Raw genomic sequence first — 17207 nt, forward strand, 5'->3', positions numbered from 1 at the left:
CACAGTAAAGCCGCGACCCCTCTTAAACTGAACGTTGATCTTGGCAGTTCTAGATACACGCCATCACAATGGTTTGGCGATGGTTTTAAATCTTTCACGCCGCACTTTAGGTTAGGTATTTCGCTGACATGGGGCAAATCGTACCGCCACCCAGGCCCCCGCTCCCATTGCGTTTTTGATGCACGATTAATCATTTTCTCCCCGCTCACATATCTCTATGTACGCACTCGGAATAATTCTATCTGGCCAATACATAACCAACAACGTTGCTCCAGTTATTGTGTGCTTCCCGATAGTGGGCATGAGTTCCACTGTCCCTGAGACCTCCAACCAGCCGATACCTTCCTGGTTACTGTCTTTCCGCTGTTTTAGCACTGTAATATCAGCTTTATAGTCGGGTATCCTCGGCGGGGTAAAAATAGAAAATTGAGTTGACTTCGACAATGCTTCTGTATTGATAGCGTGAAAGTCATCGACAATAATGGTCTCACCACCCTTGTACTCAGGAAACTCTCCATCGCCGACGCGATGCACAATCAGGCCCCAGCGGAAAGCAGAAGTGTCATCCCTATAGTTTGGTAAAACCACTTGAAATCTAAGTCTTTGCTCTGTCATCAGACCAACTAGACCTCCAATCCTCGGCGCGGCGGGGTCAGTCACGATGCTTGAATCAAAATTGATCTTTGCTTGAACACCAAGAACTGCTGCATTAAGCTCTGCAAACGCAATATCTGCGTATTCGGTAGCATTCCAATGTACTGCTGGTGTTTCATCGGCTTTTCCAAACCAGCAGCGCCTTGCCCAACGCTCCAGCGCTGAAGATTCATTCTTTTCAGCCTGCTTACTCAATGCATATGCAGTCAAGCTCAATAATATAGCGATACCTAATGGACCTAAAATTAGCGATTTAAATACAGCACCAGCAAAAGCCGCAGCACCTATCCCGTAGAATGCAGCAGCAGTAACATGGAGAGTTCGCGCTGTGCTATCCCCCGCGGCCGAAGCTCGCTTGGCGGCAGCTTTTGCTTGTGCGGTCTCAAAAACTCCGGCTATTGCACTGAATAGGGCGCCGAACTTAACCAGCGCTCCTCCAACTGCTGGCACGCCCTGGGGCCAAGGTGCTTTTATATAGCTGGCGCTGGAGCGCATTACGAGTCCGATCAGTTCAATCTGCCCTCCCAATATCCCGAGCTGCGCCCCCTGCAACGCCAACTTGGCCTCATGAGCCTTGGGCCCAATCTCCACTTCCGCTTTTTCCTGATTTCTGGCGAGGCTGTCGTATTGCAAGTACAGCCCTCCAATCGCCAGCAGTAATTCCCAACTTCCCGCCACACCCCGCATTCCGCCAAAGCCGGTTCGCACCAACTCCGCCGCCTGCTGCGAAGTGATCTTCATCCTCTGGAACATCTTTCGGGCATCCGCCTCCAGCGTCCCCGCCGCCACAGAGATATCCACCAATGTCCGCTGCGCCAGGCTGCTCGCCTGGGTCACCTTCATGCTGGCTTCATCCAGCAAACGGCCATGTACCTCCGCTGCTGTACCTTCCACCCACACCGACACGCTGATCATCGTGTTGGTAAACCGCGGATCGAGCACGGCCAGGCTCATCAGCCCGTGCTGAATGATCGGCCGCACCTTGCTCCAGGCCTTGGTTGAATGAATGTCGATGTCATCGATATTGCGATGCATCCGGTCCCTGGCTTCGGCAATCGAGGCATTGGCCTTGTGCTGCAACTCGCGTAAGTGGGCACTCTGCAGGGCGTAGTACTCGCCCAGCTTCATCTTCACTTCCAGCTCGATCAGGTGCAGGCATCACTGGAGAAGGCCAGCCAGGCGCTGCCATAGCGGTCGGTGTCGATATTCAGGAAGGACGAGGGAATGTCATGGTTTTCATTCGTACACTTTTCAGGCAGTGATGCGGGTGGGCCGTCTGACGGTTCGTAGGGATTGAAGCGGCGCAGGTGGCCCTGTTCGCTGACTTCGTAGGCATGCCAGACCTGCTGGTCCAGCAGCACATACAGGTAGCCCATGCGCAAAGTGCGCAGGCCCATCCTCGCCGAGATATGCAGGCTACCCGCCACGGTCGTTATGCACTCCGGTCGAGTATCCGGCACCAGTGCGCGGCGCAGCGGTAATATCGGCAGACCTTGCCGCTCGCAGGCCATGCACTGGTCAGACGGCAGCCCGGCTTCGGCTGTCGCAATGGCGATACGCTGACTGAGGGTCATAAGCGCCTCTCGTTTACTGGGAGGGGATCGATCAGGCGACACCATTGCGCCTCGGAATAACGAGCGAGCATTGGGGCGAGAGGACGGCGATCGTTGACGGCTGCGTCAACCATGCTGCGCACTGCAGCAACGGTATTCAGCTTGGGATGGATGCACAGGTGATGAAGAGCGAAAACCGTGATGTCCTCCTCTGCGCTCAGGCCCAATGCTCGTGCGTCGTCAATATGGTTGGATACCCGCACGGCGGCCAATGGCGGGACCTGGCATTGGCTCGCGTCCTCCGAGCCCGCACGCAGCACTCTCCAGACAGCCAGCACGCGCTCGACCAACGCCACATCCTCCTGAATCCGCTGGGCAGGCTCCGGCAAAGAGTGCCGCGATCCGCTCTGCCCTTTGAGGTGGGCCAATCTTCCACCGCTACTCAGGAACAACCAGCTGTTGATCGGCCACCACGGGCCATGCTCGACCTGCCTGAACGTTGCCGCGAGCAGCTCCAGGCGAACAGGCTCATAGACTGGGTAAAAGTTGAAGTGGCGCTTGGCATCGGGTATTCGGCACATGGCCGTGAGATGGGCGGCTACCGTGGCCGGTGTTGCCTCGCTGAACAGCCAGCCACACAAGTAGCGTCGGTGCCGGTGCAGCCCTCTGTGCGCTGCACGGGCCGTCAGCTCGAGCAAGTCACTGCTGGGAGAAGACCCGGGCGAGGCCAGGCAGGCCAATACCGGGTGCAGGTGAGGCGCATGGGCCAGATCGGCCCTGTGCACACGCGTCAACGCTGCTTCGCCCAACGTTTCGCGCAGCCGAGCAAGCAAGGCATGGTCGCTTCTAGCCGTGACCGCTAGTGGGTCTATCAGTACATGGCAATGCAAATGCGCCGCATGGTGCCCTTCAATGCTGCGGGCCAGGTTCTCGACCTTCATGCCTTGACCTCGCACTTGCTACTGCCATCAGCCGTAAGCTCAAGTGACTGGCTATTGCCATCCCCCTTCGCTACCGCCTTGGTCTGCCCCTGCAGGTCGAGTGTCAAGCCGTTGATGGTAATGCCCTGGTCATCCAGCACGATGCTGCCGCCAGGGCTTCTGAACTCGATGCGTTCACTGGCCAGCAACTGGTAGACCGTCGTACGTTGTTGCACCCCCTGCCCGACGCTGATCGATTGAGCCCCATTGATCACAAGCGTGCTGTTGTTCCCGGTGAAAGCGTGGTGATTGCTACCCGTTGACTCCGTGCGGTTGTTAGCGACGTTTTCGACCAGGTCACGTTTGATGTCCAAAAGGCTGTTTTGACCTATGACCTGGGTATGGTTATTTGCTGTTTCCTGGCGGAAGTTGTTGCCGATGGTCAGTTGCTCATCCTTGCCGACTTGCTCCACTCGATTACGCCCAACAGTCGTGGTCTCATCATTGCCGACGATGTTGTTCTGGTCCCGCTGGGCATGGATGAACACTTCCTCTTTGCCCAGTTCATCCTCGAAACGCAGCTCGTTGAAGCCGTTGCCCTTGTGGGTCTGGCTCTTGATGGTCATGCGCGTCTTGTGTTTTGGCAGGTCATACGGCGGCAGCTGATTGCCGCAGTAGGTGCGCCCGGTGATCATCGGCTGGTCGGGGTCGGCATTGACGTACTGGACAATCACGTCCTGGCCGATACGCGGTATGGCCATCGAACCCCAGCTGCCGCCGGCCCAGCCTTGCGATACACGCACCCAGCAGGAGCTGAACTCGTTGTCTTCGCTCTCGCGGTCCCACGGGAAGCTGACCTTCACCCGGCCCCATTGGTCGCAGTAGATCTCTTCGCCCTTCGGCCCCACCACCGTGGCCATCTGCGGGCCGTCGATGCGCGGCTTGGCCAAGGGCGCCGGGCGCCATTCGGCTCTGCCGGGGACCAGTACGGCGTCCTGCTTGTAGCGCGTGCCTTGCCGGGCACCTGCGGCCTCTTCCTGCAGGCTGGTGAACTGGGTGCCCTTGTGGTGCACGCGGGTTACCCGCCAGTGCATGTTCAGGTCTTCGCGCGGGTGCCCGGCCAAGGTGAAGCTCAGCCCCGGTTGCAGGCGCACATCGTCGCCGTCCACCTCGGCCATGCGGGCGTCATGGCGCCAGGCGGTGATGCGGGTGGCGGTGAAGGGCGCGCCAACCGCCCCGCGCTTGTAGCGGCCGGGGTAGTCGAAGCGCTCGTAGGTGGTGGCCTGGTGCTTGAGGTCGCTGCCCTCGGCACGCTGCTCCTGGCGGTAGGCCGGGTGGGTGAAGGTGTAGTCGCGCTGGACCTGGCGTGCAGTACGCACCTGCTCGCTGTAACGCAACCGGCGCAGGCAAGGCCTGGCCTGGTCACCGCCGCTGTTGGCGTGGTACAGCACCTGGTTGGGGCCGATGTCATCCTGCTCGAAGAAGCCTTCATCCTCGTCATCGGCCTTGATGGCGCCCTGGCTGATCTGCCCCAGCCCCAGCAGCCGGTCGGTGATGAGCAGCTTGTGCAGCTTCGGCGTGTGCTCGAAGCGGTAGACGAAGCCCTCTTCGGCCGCCAGGCGGGCGATGAAGTCGAGATCGGTTTCACCGGCCTGCACACAGAATTCGCGTACCTCATGCTTGTCGATGCTCTTCAGCTCATAGCTGGTAATGCCCTGGCGCTTGAGCATGATTTCCAGAATCTGCGGCACGGTTTTGTGCTGGAAGATCCGCCAGTTCGAGCGCAGCCCGGCGCGAGCCAGCACGGGCTCGACCAGGGCGCGGTAACGGGTGCGATGGAAGCCCGTCTCACCCTGGCTGAAGGTGCTGACCAGGCCGTGTACGTAGCGCAGCGGGCGCTCACCGCGCCAGACTGTGAACAGTACCGGCTTGTCGAGTAGCTGGCCGAAGTCGACATCGTCTTCGAAACTGATCAGTTCCAGTTGCAACTGGAACGGTGAGCTGATGGCTTCGTCCAGTTCGAACGACACCACTTCGAACTCGCTGCGGCCCACCAGCGGCTGGAAGGTAAAGCGCAAATCGGATTGGCTAGGCATGTGGCGTCCCCCGCTACTGCTGCAGAATCGCGTTCAGCGATTCGATGACTTCGGCGGTGATCAGGTCGAGGCGGTAGCTGTAGTAGCTGTAGGCGCAGACCATGGCCACGGCCGAGATCACCAGCGGGCTCCACCAGGGCCACTCCCAGCGTCGCGGGCGGTGGGGGCAATGGACGACGTTGGTATAGGGGTCGCACAACTCCTCTGGCGTGGGGCCGCGCAGTTCACGAATGACCTTGTGCATGCGCGAGATCAGGGCGTTGATGATTTCATCGCACTTGGGGTCGAGGGCGTGCTTGCCCCGCAGGCCCAGGCAGAAGCAGTAGTAGAGGAACTCCAGCACGTCCTTGAATTCCTTGGGTGCCTGCATGACCCGTTCAAGCAGCACGAAAATTTTCTCGCCGCCCTGGGTTTCGTCGTGGAAGATGCTGAGCAGCGGTGCGTGGCTCCAGCAGGAGTTGTTGCCCCAGGGGCGGCTCATCACCGTCTCGTCCAGGCACAGGCACAGGGCGTAGGAATAGACTTCCTGGTGGGTGATGGGGTAGCCGTGCTGGCGCATTTCTTCGCGGATGTTGCTGACCTGGTTTTGCACGGTCTTGTGCACGTAGGCAATGTTGGGCAGCTCATCCAGGGTATGCAGGCGAATGACCAGGCCGAACAGGGGGAATGCCGCGTCGAGCATCAGGTTTTCGAAGCCGCCGCGCAGCTGGAAGTGCGGGTCGGCGGGGTAGCCGTCGAAATCCGGGTCACCTGCCCCCTGTCCTTGGTCAACCGCATAGGGTGAATCAGTGCCCTCCGGCACTTCGAGCATCGCGTAGACGCTGCTCTCTGATACATCATGGGCATCGGCAGCGCCCTTGTGTTTCACCGGAGGCAGGTCGGATTGGCCGGGCATGAAGTGGTCCTTGTCTTCGAGCAAACTGAAGACATGAACACTATCGGGGAATCAATTCTTCAAGGAGTCTGTGCCTTCCCAAATGGTTGTAGGATCCTTCTTTAAATCAAACGTGCTGGAGAAACGGACTTACCCGCAGGGATCGCGATCAGCCGAAGAGCCTGGCCAGGCAGCCAAGTTTCTTGTTGTACGAACGCCGCGCCTCCAGCGCCTGCTCCAGGCTCACCTTCAAGAACCGCGCCTGCTGGTTGGGCTGCATCTGCCCAATCAAATCCAGGTCGGCGCTGATCACCGTGCCGATCATGGCGTAGCCGCCACCCGACACGGCATCGCGGTGCAGGATGATCGGTTCCAGCCCCGCTGGCACCTGAATTGAACCGATCGGGTAGCAACTGTCGACGATATTCGAAGGGTCTGAGCCGGCACCGAAGGGCTGCTCCCGGGGCTGGAAGCTCAAGGCGCTGCCACCCTTGTAGCGGTAGCCGATACGGTCTGCTTCAGAACCGACTGTCCAGGCTTCGGTGAAAAAGCTCTGAGCGCCAGCTTCGGTCAGGCGATGGAAGTACAGCCCCGGCACCACCCGCAACACCACCTCGCCGCCCAAGGCCTGGCGCAGGGCCATGGGCAGGCTTGCGCCAGCGCGGGTCTTACCACTGGGCGCACCGACCGGCAGCAAGTCACCTGCCATCAGCTTGCGCCCATGGAACCCGCCCAATGCTCCCAGCGCGTAGGTGGAGCGGCTGCCAAGCACCTCGGGTACATCGATACCACCGGCCACGGCCAGGTAAGCGCGGGCGCCGGCCGTGGGAAAGCCGAAGCGCAGCACCTGCCCGGCGCGCACGGCAAAGGCCGTGTCGGGGCGCTGCTCGTGGCCATCCAGCAGGGCTGGCATCTGCGCACCGCAAACCGCCACCAGCGCATCCTGCTGAAACTTCAGTTCCGGCCCCACCAGCGCACACTCAAGGGCTGCTGCACCGGCCGGATTGCCCACCAGATAGTTGGCCGCGCGCAAGGCATACTGGTCGAGTGCACCGGATGGCGGAATACCCAGGTGGTAGTAGCCTTCACGGCCCAAGTCCTGTACCGAGGTGGCCAGGCCGGGTTTGAGTACCTTGATCATGCCAGCACCTCCTGCAGCGACTTGGGGTAACCGACCGGGTCGGCAAGGAAGGCATCCAGGGAGAATTCGACCGGCCGAATACGCAGGTCGAAGCGGCCCTCCTCCACATCCGCCACTGCCTGATCGTAGGCCCTGCGATCAATGGGTTTGAATTGCACGATGTCGCCCGGGCGGAAGAACACCATGTGCGCCTTCAGGTAGTTCAAGGTCTGCTCAGGGTCGTAGATCGGCGCCGGGGTGACGCCGAACATCTGGTAGCCCCCTGCCCCGCGCACCGAGTAGATACAACCGAAGCAACCGCCATGGCCCAGGGTCAGCTTGGGCGTGTCAGTACGCGGACGCAGGTATTTAGGGACTTGCAACTGCCGCTCACGCTCGACCATCTGGAACATGAATGGCAGGCCGGCCACGAAACCGACCATCGACACGAACCACGGCGCGCCGCTGTGGGCGGCGATGAATGCATCGACATCGGCCAGCCCATTGATGCGCGCCGCGTACTCCAGGTCAGTGCCGCTCGGGTCTTGGTGGCGGTCACGGAAGCGCATCAGGGTTTCATGGGTCCAGGGGTCGTTGTACAGCACCGGGATCTCGATGATCCGCGTCTGCAACGAGCGCTCGGCCACTGCCTGGGCCTCGGCACCTTGCACCGCTTCAAGCAGCGCCTGCGGCGCAATACGGTCGGGGTCGAAGCGGATCTGGAACGAGGCATTGGCAAGGCACACGTCCAGCACGCCATCCAGTGCCAGCCGCTCCACGGCGCGGGTGACGGCCATGCCCTTGAAGAAGGCTTCCAGCGACATGCTTTCGCTGACTTCGGCAAACAGGTGCTCGTCGGCGCCGAAGCTGTAGCGGATCGGGGTTGTAGCAAGCGGTTCGGCCATGACTGTTCCTTTTCTTGGAATCTTTATAGAAAGGCAGGCGAAAACAAAATGCACGGGCTCCGGCTTGTACCTGCCGGATGCCTCACGGGCTCAGCGTGGTGCACGCACCACAATTCCGGCCGCATCCAGCGCCTTGCGGGTGGCCTCGACCAGGTCGAGTGCACCCGGGGTATCACTGTGCAGGCAGATGGAGTCGAATTCGATGGCCAGGTCCTGCCCCTCGACCGTGCGCACCACACCTTGCCGGCATGCCCGCAGCACACGTTCGGCCACTGCTTTGGGATCATGGCCCCGCACATTGCGGGTGAACACGATCGAGCCGCTCAGGTCGTACTCACGGTCGGCGTAGAACTCGCGCACCACCGGCTGGCCAAGTTCTTGGGCAATACGGCAGATCACCGAGCCCGGCATGCAGTACAGCAGCAGTTCCGGCTCGATTACCCGCAGGTTTTCCACCAGCAGGCGGGCAGCTTCTTCGTCACGCGCAAGGTGCATGTACAGCGCACCGTGCGGTTTGATGTGCTGCAAGCGCACCCCTTGGGCACGGGCAATTTCGCGCAGTGCGCCCAGTTGGTAGAGCATGTCGTCGACCAGTTCCTGAGCTGGCGCGTTGATGTGCCGGCGGCCGAAGCCGACCAGGTCACGGAAGCCCGGGTGCGCCCCCACGGCCACGCCCAGTGCCTTGGCCCGCTCGACGGTGCGGCGCATGGTGCCAGGGTCGCCGGCATGGAAACCCGTGGCGATGTTGGCCGTGCTTATGTAGCCCATCAGCTCGTGGTCGACACCGTCGCCAATTGTCCACGGACCAAACCCCTCACCCATGTCCGAGTTGAAATCCACCACCTGCATGACTGTCTCTCCTGGTGCTTGTGACTGCATGCAAGCCACGTTAGATTCTCCTTGCCCCCTTGGGAAGATCTATAAACAGATAGGGTGTCTTCTGAAAATCAGATACCCCAGGAGCCAATCGTGTCACTGACCCTGCGCCAGGTCCGTTACTTCGTCGCCACCGCCGAAATCGGCCAGATTTCCCAGGCTGCCATCCACCTGAATATCTCTCAGTCGGCAGTGACCACGGCAATCAAGGAGCTGGAAGCCATGCTTGGCGTGCTGCTGTTTCAGCGCTCGGCCCAGGGCATGAGCCTGACCGAGGCCGGCCGGCATTTTCTGAACCGCGCCTACGTGATCCTGCACAGTGTTGACGACGCGCTGAACAGCCCGCTGCCGAACGTGCGCGCCAGCGGCCTGCTGCGCCTGGCGGCAAGCTACACGGTGATTGGCTACTTCCTGCCACACCACCTGCAACGCCTTGAACACTGGCACCCGGATGTGAAACTGGAGCTGTACGAGCAGGAACGCAGCGCCATCGAGCAAGGTTTGCTGGAGGGGCGTTTCGACATGGCTGTAGTGCTGACGGCCAACCTCACCCACCCGGACATCGTCTCGGAAACACTGTTCAACTCCGAGCGCCGACTGTGGCTGCCCGGCCATCATCTGCTGTGCGAGCGCTCGTCGGTGAGCCTGGCCGATGTGGCCTGTGAACCGTTCATCCTGCTGACCGTGGACGAGGCCGAGCAAAGCGCCATGCGCTATTGGGAACAGGCCGGGCAACGGCCGAGCGTGCGGGTGCGGACCAGTTCGGTGGAGGCCGTGCGCAGCATGGTCGCCAATGGCAGTGGCGTGGCGATCCTGTCGGACCTGGTGCACCGGCCGTGGTCGCTGGAGGGCAAGCGGATCGAGACGGTGACTATCAGCGACCCGGTAACGCCGATGAGCGTGGGGCTGGCCTGGCACCGGGAGCGGGCGTTCAGCCCGGCGATGCAGGCCGTGCGCAATTACTTCCATGATGCGTTTCTGGCACCGCAGCAGTTGTCGGCGCGGCGCTGACTCTGCCTTTGCAGGTCCGGCCTCTTCGCGGGCACGCCCGCTCCCACCGGTAATCTAGAGGCCTCGAAGCCGTTGGTATACCTGTGGGAGCGGGCGGGCCCGCGAAGACGCCGGGCCTGTTGTCAGTGCTTCAGGCAGCTATCAATGCTCCAGCCATACAACCATTGAACGGCATCCTGGAACTGCGCCTGCGAACGCCCTTCCCACAGCTGGTTGCGCACCAGTCGTTCAACGCCCTTGGCGTGGTAAAGCCGCCCCATCTCCCGCGCCGACCACAGCACCCGTGCCGTACGGGGTATGCGGACCGACTCGTACAGGCGGAACGCCGCCTGCAGGTCATGCTCGCAGGCCTTCACCGCCTGCCCCAGCACCACGGCATCCTCAAGCGCCATGCACGCGCCCTGGGCCAGGTATTGGGTCATCGGGTGGGCAGCATCACCCAGCAGCGTTGCCCGCCCTTCGCCCCATTGCTCCACCGGGTCGCGGTCGGCGGTGGCCCAGCGGCGCCACGAAGTCGGCCGGTCGAGCATTTGCCGGGGCCGTGGGTGAATGCCCTCGAAATACGACAGCACCTCGTCCTTGCTGCCATCGCTCACGCCCCACTGCTCCTCGTTGCGGCTGTGGAAGGTCACCACCAGGTTGTACTGCTGGCCGCCACGCAGCGGGTAATGCACCAGGTGACAGCGCGGCCCGGCCCACAGCATCGGCGCGTTCACGCGCAGGTCTTCGGGCATGTTCTGCACATCCACCACGGCGCGGTACACCACATGCCCGGTGACGCGTGCCGGGTCGCCGACCATGCGCTCGCGGATCACCGACTTCACGCCATCACAGCCAATCACTGCGTCGGCCTGGTAACGGTTGCCCTTGCTGTCGGTCAGGGTCACGCCATGGTCGTCCATCTCCATGCCGGCGACATGGGTTGAAGTCTGGAAGCGGATCAGCGGGTTCTGCTGCACCGCTTCGAGGATCGATAAGTGAATATCGGCGCGGTGGATCACGCCATACGGGTTGCCGAAACGCTGGCGGAAACCTTCGCCAACTTCGATACGGCCGACCTCATGGGCATCGATGGCGTCCATCATGATCAGGTGGTCAGTGAACACCGAGCGGCTGCGCGCAGCTTCGCCCACGCCCAGCGCATCCAGCGCGGCATAGGCATTGGGGCCAAGCTGGATACCGGCGCCAATCTCACCGATATGGTCGGCCTGTTCCAGCAGCAGTACCTGGATACCTTGGGCGGTCAGGGCCTGGGCGGCGGCAAGGCCGCCGATGCCGCCGCCGACGATGATGATTTTTTGTTGTTGGGCAGTCATGGTTGGGTCTCCGTACAGGCTGCGGTTCTTATTGGATGAAATCGGGTTGGCGGCCAGGGGCCGCACGCTGGAAGGCGGGTTGCGCCTGGCAGTGGTCGTACACCGCCATCACCTGCGGGTATGCCTGCAGGTCGCAGCCCACGCGCTCGGCATTGGCCACCTGAGGCACCAGGCAGCAATCGGCCATGGTCGGCTGGGCGCCAAAGCAGTACGGACCTTCGCCATGCCGTTGCAGCAGCACTTCGAGGGCGGCCAGCCCTTCGGCGACCCAGTGCGCGTACCAACGGTCTTTTTCCTCTGGCCCTACTTCCAGCACGCGTTGCAGGTAACCCAGCACGCGCACGTTGTTCAGCGGGTGAACGTCGCAGGCGATCAGCTGCGCCACTTCCAGCACCCTTGCGCGCAACAGCGGCTCGGCGGGCAGCAGTGGCGCCTGGGGATAGCACGCGTCGAGGTAATCGATGATCGCCAGCGACTGGGTCAGGCTGACGCCATCGTCACGCACCAGCACCGGCACGCCGCCGATGGGGCTGAGCGCACGGTGCTGCACCTGGCGTTGCTCACCGGCGCGCAGGTTGACGCCGTGGTAATCCACCGCCAGGCCTTTCAGGGCCAGGGCGATGCGCACCCGGTACGAGGTGGAACTGTTGAAAAAGCTGTAGAGCTGCATGGCAGTAATCCTGCTGGGTCAAAGCGTGATGTGGGTATTGGCGGGCAGCGCGGTAGCAGGCCGCGCGCCCTTGAAGAAGATCGCCGCAGCGGCCAGCACGGCAGGTAGCACGAGCACGCCGAACAGCACCTCGAAAGACAGCCCGGCCTCCATTAGCAGTGCCGGCCCGGCACGATCAGATAACGCGGACGCGGATTTGGCCCAGGCCATCGACGCCGCCAACCATTAGCTCGCCGGCCACTACCGGGCCAACGCCTTCGGGGGTGCCGGTCATGATCAGGTCACCCGGCTGCAGGTCGAAGAAACGCGACAGGTAGGCGATGGTTTCCGGCACCGACCAGATCAGCTTGTCGATATCGCTGCGCTGGCGATCCTGGCCTTCGACCTGCAGCCAGATGCCGGCCTGCGCCGGGTGGCCGACCTCGCTGGCCGGGTACAGCGGCGCAATGGGGGCGGAGGCGTCGAACGCCTTGCCGATTTCCCACGGGCGGCCCATTTCGCGCATCTTCATCTGCAGGTCGCGACGGGTCATGTCCAGGCCTACGGCATAGCCGAACACATGTTCGTTGGCTTGCTCCTGCGCAATGTTGCGCCCGCCTTTGCCGATAGCGGCGACCAGCTCGATCTCGTAGTGGTAGTTGCTCGTTTCGGCCGGGTACGGCAGTTCCAGGGTCTGGCCGTCGGCCACCGGCACCACGGCATCGGCCGGTTTGCAGAAGAAGAACGGCGGCTCGCGGTCGGGATCAAAGCCCATTTCACGGGCGTGGGCTGCGTAGTTGCGCCCCACACAGTACACCCGGCGTACCGGGAAGCGCTGGTCGCTGCCGGCAATCGGCAGGCTGGTGGTGGCGGCAGGTTCAAACAGATAAGTCATGGCAGGGTTCCTTGGATCAATAGTGGTCGCGGGCTTCGCGCAGCAGCCCGAGGGCCTCCTGCACGGGCCGGTCGGAATAGCTGAACAGCACGCACTCGTCGTCCGCATGCAGGCTTAGCGGTACCCAGCTCGGCACCACGAAGGTGTCCCTGGGCTCGAAGACATAGGTCTGCCCGTCGATGATGGCGCGCCCCTGCCCCTCGACCACCGAGTACACGGTGGCATCGGTGCTGCGGGCGGTCTGGCCAGCGAAGCCGCGCGGCAGTAGCTGCATGCAGGTACCGATGGTGGGCATGGCCCAGCCGCCAGTGGCCGGGTTGACGTAGCGCAGCTTGACCCCGTCCCATGCATCCACTTCGCCCTGGCGTTCAAGCGTGGCCAACGCGTCGCGGGTACGTGCATACGGGTAACTGAAAATCGGTGAGGTAGTACCCTGCACTTGATGGCGCAGCGGCAGCATGTTGGCGCCGTAGCGGGCCAGGCTGTTGCCCTCCGGCCGGCTGACCGGCTGCACGGCCTGCGGGTGGTTTTCAGCGAAACCGGCGCCGTAGAAGCGCACAGTGGGAATGTCCAGCCCGTCCAGCCAGATGACCGGCTCGCCACCTTCGGCTTCGCTCGGGTTGCCGTGGTCGTGCCAGGTCCAGGAGGGGGTGATGATGAAATCGCCCGGGTGCATGGTGGTGCGCTCCCCGTCCACTGCGGTGTAGGCGCCCTTGCCTTCGACCACGAAACGCAGCGCCGACTGGCTGTGGCGATGGCTGGGAGCGATCTCGCCCGGCAAGATCAGTTGCAGGCCGGCATACAGGCTGGGGGTGATCGAGGCCTGGCCGCGAATACCCGGGTTTTCCAGCACCAGCACACGGCGCACCGCTTCTTCGGCGCTGATCAGCTGGCCGGCTTCCATCAGGTACGGGCGCACTTCGCTGAAGCGCCACAGGGCCGGTACGCAGGTAGTGGTGGGCTGCGGCGGCACCAGGTTATGCAGTTGTTCCCACAGCGGGAACAGCGCTTGGCTATCGATGCGTTGATAGAAGTCGGCGCGGTCCGTACCGATGTTGTCGTTGTTATTCATCGCTTCACCTTCGGTGGGCTGTGAAGGGGCGAATGGCAGTGGCAGCGCCCCGTTGTGGGACCGATTAAACGCCCGCCAGACATACAAAAAAAATGATATTTTAATATGCATCCATACGAAAAAGATGATGAGAGGCACGCCATGCACTGGACCCGTCGCCTGCGCCCCAGGCACCTGCAACTGCTGGTAACGCTGGCCGAAACCGGCAACCTCAGCGACACCGCCCGGCAGGCCTACACCACTCAGCCTGGGCTGTCGAAGTTCCTCAAAGAACTGGAAGAAGACGCTGGAGCCCTGCTCTTCGAACGCCATGCCCGAGGCCTGCGGCCGACTGCCGAAGGCACCTTGCTGGTAAACCATGCGCGGCGCATCCTCAGCGAAATGGAACGCGCGCAGAGCAACCTTGATGCCCTGCGCGAAGGCAACACACCTAACGTGGCGATTGGCACGTCGCCGGCTTCGGCGCCCAGCCTGGTGCCGGACGCCATCCTGTACTTTCTGGAAAAACACCCGAAAGCGCAGGTATCACTGCAGGAAAGCACGATGAACGTGCTGCTCGAACGCCTACACCTGGGTCAACTGGATGTGGTGGTCGGGCGCGTCGACAACTATCAGCCGAGCCAGGCCCTGCACAGCGAAATGCTGTTCCGCGAACCCATGCAGGTGGTCGCCCGCCCCGATCACCCGTTGGCCGGGCGCACGGGCCTTGGCTGGGATGACCTGTACCAGTACGACTGGCTGCTGTGGCCGCCGGCCACGCCGATCCGCAACCGCCTGGACACGGCCCTGAGCAATGCCGGGCGCAAGCCGTTGCCATGCCGTATCGAATCGTCATCGTTGATGGCCAATCTGTGGTTGATGCAGAACAGCGACATGCTGTCCGTCGCGTCCGGGCGGGTGGCCGAGCATTTCCATGGGCGAGGGTTGTTGCGGCGGCTGGATTTCGAGCTGGAGGCAGAAGGCTCGATTGGCATGTGCTGGCGCGATGAGCCGCATATCGAGGCTGCATTGCTGGATTTGCTGGAAAGCTTGCGTGAGGCCGCCCGCAGCCCAATTCGCGAGCCTTGATCGGTGCTGGCATCTTCAAGCCGAACGATCAGCGCCCGCAGCCGTCATAACCTGAGCCGGTGCCGACACGCAAAGAGGACGCGAAATGACCCAGCCCGACCCGTCATACGTCAAATGGCTCGAAGACCGCGCCATGCTCAAGGCTTCCCAAGAGCGGGCCAGCCTGTATTCAGGGCAGTCACGCCTGTGGCAGCAGCCCTACGCCGAAGCCCAGCCCCGCCGCGCCACCGAAATCGCTTCGGTCTGGCTGACCGTGTACCCCGACGCCATCATCGCCCCGCCAGACTGTTCCGTACTCGGCGCCCTGGCCCACGAAGCACTGTGGAAGCGCCTGTCGGAGATCGGCATCCAAGGCCTGCACACTGGCCCGATCAAATTGTCCGGCGGCATTCGTGGCCGCGCACCCACACCCAGCGTGGACGGTAACTTCGACCGTATCAGCTTCGATATCGACCCGCTGTACGGCAGCGAACAGGAACTGGTGCAGATGAGCCGCATGGCCGCCGCACACAATGCAGTGACCATCGATGACCTGATCCCCTCGCACACAGGCAAAGGGGCAGACTTCCGCCTGGCCGAGATGGCCTACGGGCCTTACCCGGGGCTGTACCATATGGTCGAAGTTCGCGAAGAAGACTGGCAGCTGCTGCCTGAGGTGCCCAGCGGCCGTGATTCGGTCAACCTGCTGCCGGCCCAGTGCGACGAGCTCAAAGCCCGCCATTACATCGTCGGCCAGCTGCAACGGGTGATCTTCTTCGAGCCTGGTGTAAAGGAAACCGACTGGAGCGTCACGCCACCCATCACCGGTGTTGACGGCAAAACCCGTCGCTGGGTCTACCTGCACTACTTCAAGGAAGGCCAGCCCTCGCTTAACTGGCTTGACCCGACCTTTGCCGCCCAGCAAATGATCATTGGCGATGCCCTGCACGCCCTGGACTGCCTGGGCGCGCGCGGTCTGCGCCTGGACGCCAACGGCTTTCTGGGTGTGGAAACGCGGGCCAGCGGCACCGCCTGGTCGGAAAGCCACCCGCTGTCGATCGTCGGCAACCAGTTGATCGGCGGCATGATCCGCAAAGCCGGCGGTTTCAGCTTCCAGGAACTGAACCTGACCCTGGACGACATCGCGCAGATGTCAAAGGGCGGGGCCGACCTGTCCTACGACTTCATCACCCGGCCAGCCTACCAACATGCGCTGCTGACCGGCGACACCGAGTTCCTGCGCCTGATGCTCAAGGAAATGCACGCCTTCGGCATCGACCCCGCCTCGCTTATCCATGCCCTGCAGAACCACGATGAGCTGACCGTGGAGCTGGTGCATTTCTGGACCCTGCACGCCCACGACATGTACCTGTACAAGGGCCAGACCTTGCCTGGCAGCATCCTGCGTGAACATATTCGTGAAGAGATCTATGAACGCCTGTCGGGCGAGCACGCCCCCTACAACCTGCGCTTCGTGACCAACGGAATCGCCTGCACTACGGCCAGCCTGATCGCCGCAGCGCTGGGCATCCGCGACCTTGAGCAAATCGGCGCAGCAGAAATCGAGCTGATCCAGAAAGTGCACTTGCTGCTGGTCATGTACAACGCCATGCAGCCAGGGGTAGTCGCGCTGTCTGGCTGGGACCTGGTAGGCGCCCTGCCCTTGCCCGCCGAAGCGGTCGCGCAGCGGATGCTGGATGGCGATACCCGCTGGATTCACCGGGGCGGTTACGACCTGGCCGGGCTGGACCCGCAGGCAGAAGAGTCGGTGCGTGGCATGCCCCGTGCCCGCGCCCTGTATGGCAGCCTGGACAGCCAGCTGGAAAACAGCGACTCGTTTGCCTGCAAGGTGAAAAAGCTGCTGGCGGTGCGGCAGGCCTATGGCATCGCCACCAGCCGCCAGGTGCTGGTACCTGAGGTCAGCAGCCCTGGCTTGCTGGTGATGGTGCACGAACTGCCAGCCGGGCGCGGCATCCAGATCAGCGCGCTGAACTTCGGCCAGGCGGCGATTGCCGAGGAGCTGCAACTGACCGGTTTCACGCCGGGTACGGTAGTGGACATGATCAATGAGACGGTCGAAGGGGACCTGACCGAAGACGGGCGCTTGCAGGTGAACCTGGACCCGTACGAGGCGCTGTGCCTGCGTATCGTCAACAGCAGCGCGCATGTGTAATTGGCGATCAAAACACCGCACAATCAATCAAATCGTAATATCGCAT

The 17207-nt window shown here is 62.2% G+C and carries 16 protein-coding genes; 3 read left to right on the top strand and 13 right to left on the bottom strand.

The annotated features are described in order from the left end of the window. Window positions 1-186: 186 nt before the first annotated feature. The 8 genes from P0Y58_17595 to P0Y58_17630 all read right to left on the bottom strand — a co-directional run bounded on the left by P0Y58_17595 (window position 187) and on the right by P0Y58_17630 (window position 8971). On the bottom strand, window positions 187-1782 hold the full coding sequence (locus P0Y58_17595; GenBank protein WEK33349.1) for an oxidoreductase: 1596 nt from the start codon (window positions 1780-1782) through the stop codon (window positions 187-189). A 17-nt stretch (window positions 1783-1799) separates the two neighbouring features. After that, window positions 1800-2228 (bottom strand): hypothetical protein, encoded by a 429-nt coding sequence (locus tag P0Y58_17600; protein WEK28720.1) that lies wholly within the window; start codon window positions 2226-2228, stop codon window positions 1800-1802. After that, window positions 2225-3148, bottom strand: coding sequence for a hypothetical protein (locus P0Y58_17605; GenBank protein ID WEK28721.1), 924 nt, complete (start codon window positions 3146-3148; stop codon window positions 2225-2227). The genes P0Y58_17600 and P0Y58_17605 overlap by 4 nt, the downstream gene beginning before the upstream one ends. After that, window positions 3145-5223, bottom strand: coding sequence for a type VI secretion system tip protein TssI/VgrG (gene tssI / locus P0Y58_17610; GenBank protein WEK28722.1), 2079 nt, complete (start codon window positions 5221-5223; stop codon window positions 3145-3147). Before tssI ends, P0Y58_17605 begins: the two co-directional genes overlap by 4 nt. A gap of 13 nt (window positions 5224-5236) precedes the next feature. Then, complete coding sequence (gene icmH, locus P0Y58_17615; GenBank protein WEK28723.1) at window positions 5237-6118, bottom strand: type IVB secretion system protein IcmH/DotU; 882 nt, start codon at window positions 6116-6118, stop codon at window positions 5237-5239. 148 nt (window positions 6119-6266) lie between these two features. After that, window positions 6267-7238 (bottom strand): biotin-dependent carboxyltransferase family protein, encoded by a 972-nt coding sequence (locus P0Y58_17620; GenBank protein WEK28724.1) that lies wholly within the window; start codon window positions 7236-7238, stop codon window positions 6267-6269. After that, entirely contained in the window at window positions 7235-8122 is an 888-nt protein-coding gene (locus tag P0Y58_17625; protein WEK28725.1) for an allophanate hydrolase subunit 1, read from the bottom strand. The genes P0Y58_17620 and P0Y58_17625 overlap by 4 nt, the downstream gene beginning before the upstream one ends. A 90-nt stretch (window positions 8123-8212) precedes the next feature. Further along, the gene (locus P0Y58_17630; GenBank protein WEK28726.1) at window positions 8213-8971 is read right to left on the bottom strand and encodes a 5-oxoprolinase subunit PxpA; all 759 of its coding nucleotides are present in this window, start codon (window positions 8969-8971) and stop codon (window positions 8213-8215) included. A gap of 120 nt (window positions 8972-9091) precedes the next feature. Between P0Y58_17630 and P0Y58_17635 the strand changes: the two genes are divergently transcribed. Then, on the top strand, window positions 9092-10009 hold the full coding sequence (locus P0Y58_17635; protein ID WEK28727.1) for a LysR family transcriptional regulator: 918 nt from the start codon (window positions 9092-9094) through the stop codon (window positions 10007-10009). 122 nt (window positions 10010-10131) lie between these two features. Here the strand turns inward: P0Y58_17635 and P0Y58_17640 are convergent, their stop codons facing one another. The 5 genes from P0Y58_17640 to gtdA are packed head-to-tail and all read right to left on the bottom strand — an operon-like array spanning window position 10132 to window position 13941. Beyond that, a complete protein-coding gene (locus tag P0Y58_17640; protein WEK28728.1) occupies window positions 10132-11325 on the bottom strand; it encodes a 3-hydroxybenzoate 6-monooxygenase in 1194 nt (397 codons plus the stop codon). Window positions 11326-11353: 28 nt separating this feature from the next. Further along, a complete protein-coding gene (gene maiA, locus P0Y58_17645) occupies window positions 11354-11995 on the bottom strand; it encodes a maleylacetoacetate isomerase (GenBank protein ID WEK28729.1) in 642 nt (213 codons plus the stop codon). Window positions 11996-12013: 18 nt separating this feature from the next. Further along, on the bottom strand, window positions 12014-12205 hold the full coding sequence (locus P0Y58_17650) for a hypothetical protein (protein ID WEK28730.1): 192 nt from the start codon (window positions 12203-12205) through the stop codon (window positions 12014-12016). Further along, window positions 12171-12869, bottom strand: a complete 699-nt coding sequence (locus P0Y58_17655; GenBank protein ID WEK28731.1) for a fumarylacetoacetate hydrolase family protein — start codon at window positions 12867-12869, stop codon at window positions 12171-12173. Before P0Y58_17655 ends, P0Y58_17650 begins: the two co-directional genes overlap by 35 nt. 16 nt (window positions 12870-12885) lie before the next feature. Then, on the bottom strand, window positions 12886-13941 hold the full coding sequence (gene gtdA / locus P0Y58_17660) for a gentisate 1,2-dioxygenase (protein ID WEK28732.1): 1056 nt from the start codon (window positions 13939-13941) through the stop codon (window positions 12886-12888). 141 nt (window positions 13942-14082) lie between these two features. Between gtdA and P0Y58_17665 the strand changes: the two genes are divergently transcribed. Beyond that, on the top strand, window positions 14083-15009 hold the full coding sequence (locus P0Y58_17665) for a LysR substrate-binding domain-containing protein (GenBank protein ID WEK28733.1): 927 nt from the start codon (window positions 14083-14085) through the stop codon (window positions 15007-15009). Between the two features lie 85 nt (window positions 15010-15094). Continuing rightward, a complete protein-coding gene (gene treS, locus P0Y58_17670) occupies window positions 15095-17161 on the top strand; it encodes a maltose alpha-D-glucosyltransferase (GenBank protein ID WEK28734.1) in 2067 nt (688 codons plus the stop codon). The last annotated feature ends 46 nt before the right edge of the window (window positions 17162-17207 follow it).

This window comes from Candidatus Pseudomonas phytovorans (assembly GCA_029202525.1).
In the GTDB taxonomy this organism is placed as follows: domain Bacteria; phylum Pseudomonadota; class Gammaproteobacteria; order Pseudomonadales; family Pseudomonadaceae; genus Aquipseudomonas; species Aquipseudomonas phytovorans.

What these genes read in the sequence shown, in the direction of transcription:
- P0Y58_17595 (WEK33349.1), bottom strand. Translation starts at nt 1,782, where the DNA reads ATGAAGCTGGGCGAGTACTACGCCCTGCAGAGTGCCCACTTACGCGAG.
- P0Y58_17600 (WEK28720.1), bottom strand. Translation starts at nt 2,228, where the DNA reads ATGACCCTCAGTCAGCGTATCGCCATTGCGACAGCCGAAGCCGGGCTG.
- P0Y58_17605 (WEK28721.1), bottom strand. Translation starts at nt 3,148, where the DNA reads ATGAAGGTCGAGAACCTGGCCCGCAGCATTGAAGGGCACCATGCGGCG.
- tssI (WEK28722.1), bottom strand. Translation starts at nt 5,223, where the DNA reads ATGCCTAGCCAATCCGATTTGCGCTTTACCTTCCAGCCGCTGGTGGGC.
- icmH (WEK28723.1), bottom strand. Translation starts at nt 6,118, where the DNA reads ATGCCCGGCCAATCCGACCTGCCTCCGGTGAAACACAAGGGCGCTGCC.
- P0Y58_17620 (WEK28724.1), bottom strand. Translation starts at nt 7,238, where the DNA reads ATGATCAAGGTACTCAAACCCGGCCTGGCCACCTCGGTACAGGACTTG.
- P0Y58_17625 (WEK28725.1), bottom strand. Translation starts at nt 8,122, where the DNA reads ATGGCCGAACCGCTTGCTACAACCCCGATCCGCTACAGCTTCGGCGCC.
- P0Y58_17630 (WEK28726.1), bottom strand. Translation starts at nt 8,971, where the DNA reads ATGCAGGTGGTGGATTTCAACTCGGACATGGGTGAGGGGTTTGGTCCG.
- P0Y58_17640 (WEK28728.1), bottom strand. Translation starts at nt 11,325, where the DNA reads ATGACTGCCCAACAACAAAAAATCATCATCGTCGGCGGCGGCATCGGC.
- maiA (WEK28729.1), bottom strand. Translation starts at nt 11,995, where the DNA reads ATGCAGCTCTACAGCTTTTTCAACAGTTCCACCTCGTACCGGGTGCGC.
- P0Y58_17650 (WEK28730.1), bottom strand. Translation starts at nt 12,205, where the DNA reads ATGGCCTGGGCCAAATCCGCGTCCGCGTTATCTGATCGTGCCGGGCCG.
- P0Y58_17655 (WEK28731.1), bottom strand. Translation starts at nt 12,869, where the DNA reads ATGACTTATCTGTTTGAACCTGCCGCCACCACCAGCCTGCCGATTGCC.
- gtdA (WEK28732.1), bottom strand. Translation starts at nt 13,941, where the DNA reads ATGAATAACAACGACAACATCGGTACGGACCGCGCCGACTTCTATCAA.
- P0Y58_17665 (WEK28733.1), top strand. Translation starts at nt 14,083, where the DNA reads ATGCACTGGACCCGTCGCCTGCGCCCCAGGCACCTGCAACTGCTGGTA.
- treS (WEK28734.1), top strand. Translation starts at nt 15,095, where the DNA reads ATGACCCAGCCCGACCCGTCATACGTCAAATGGCTCGAAGACCGCGCC.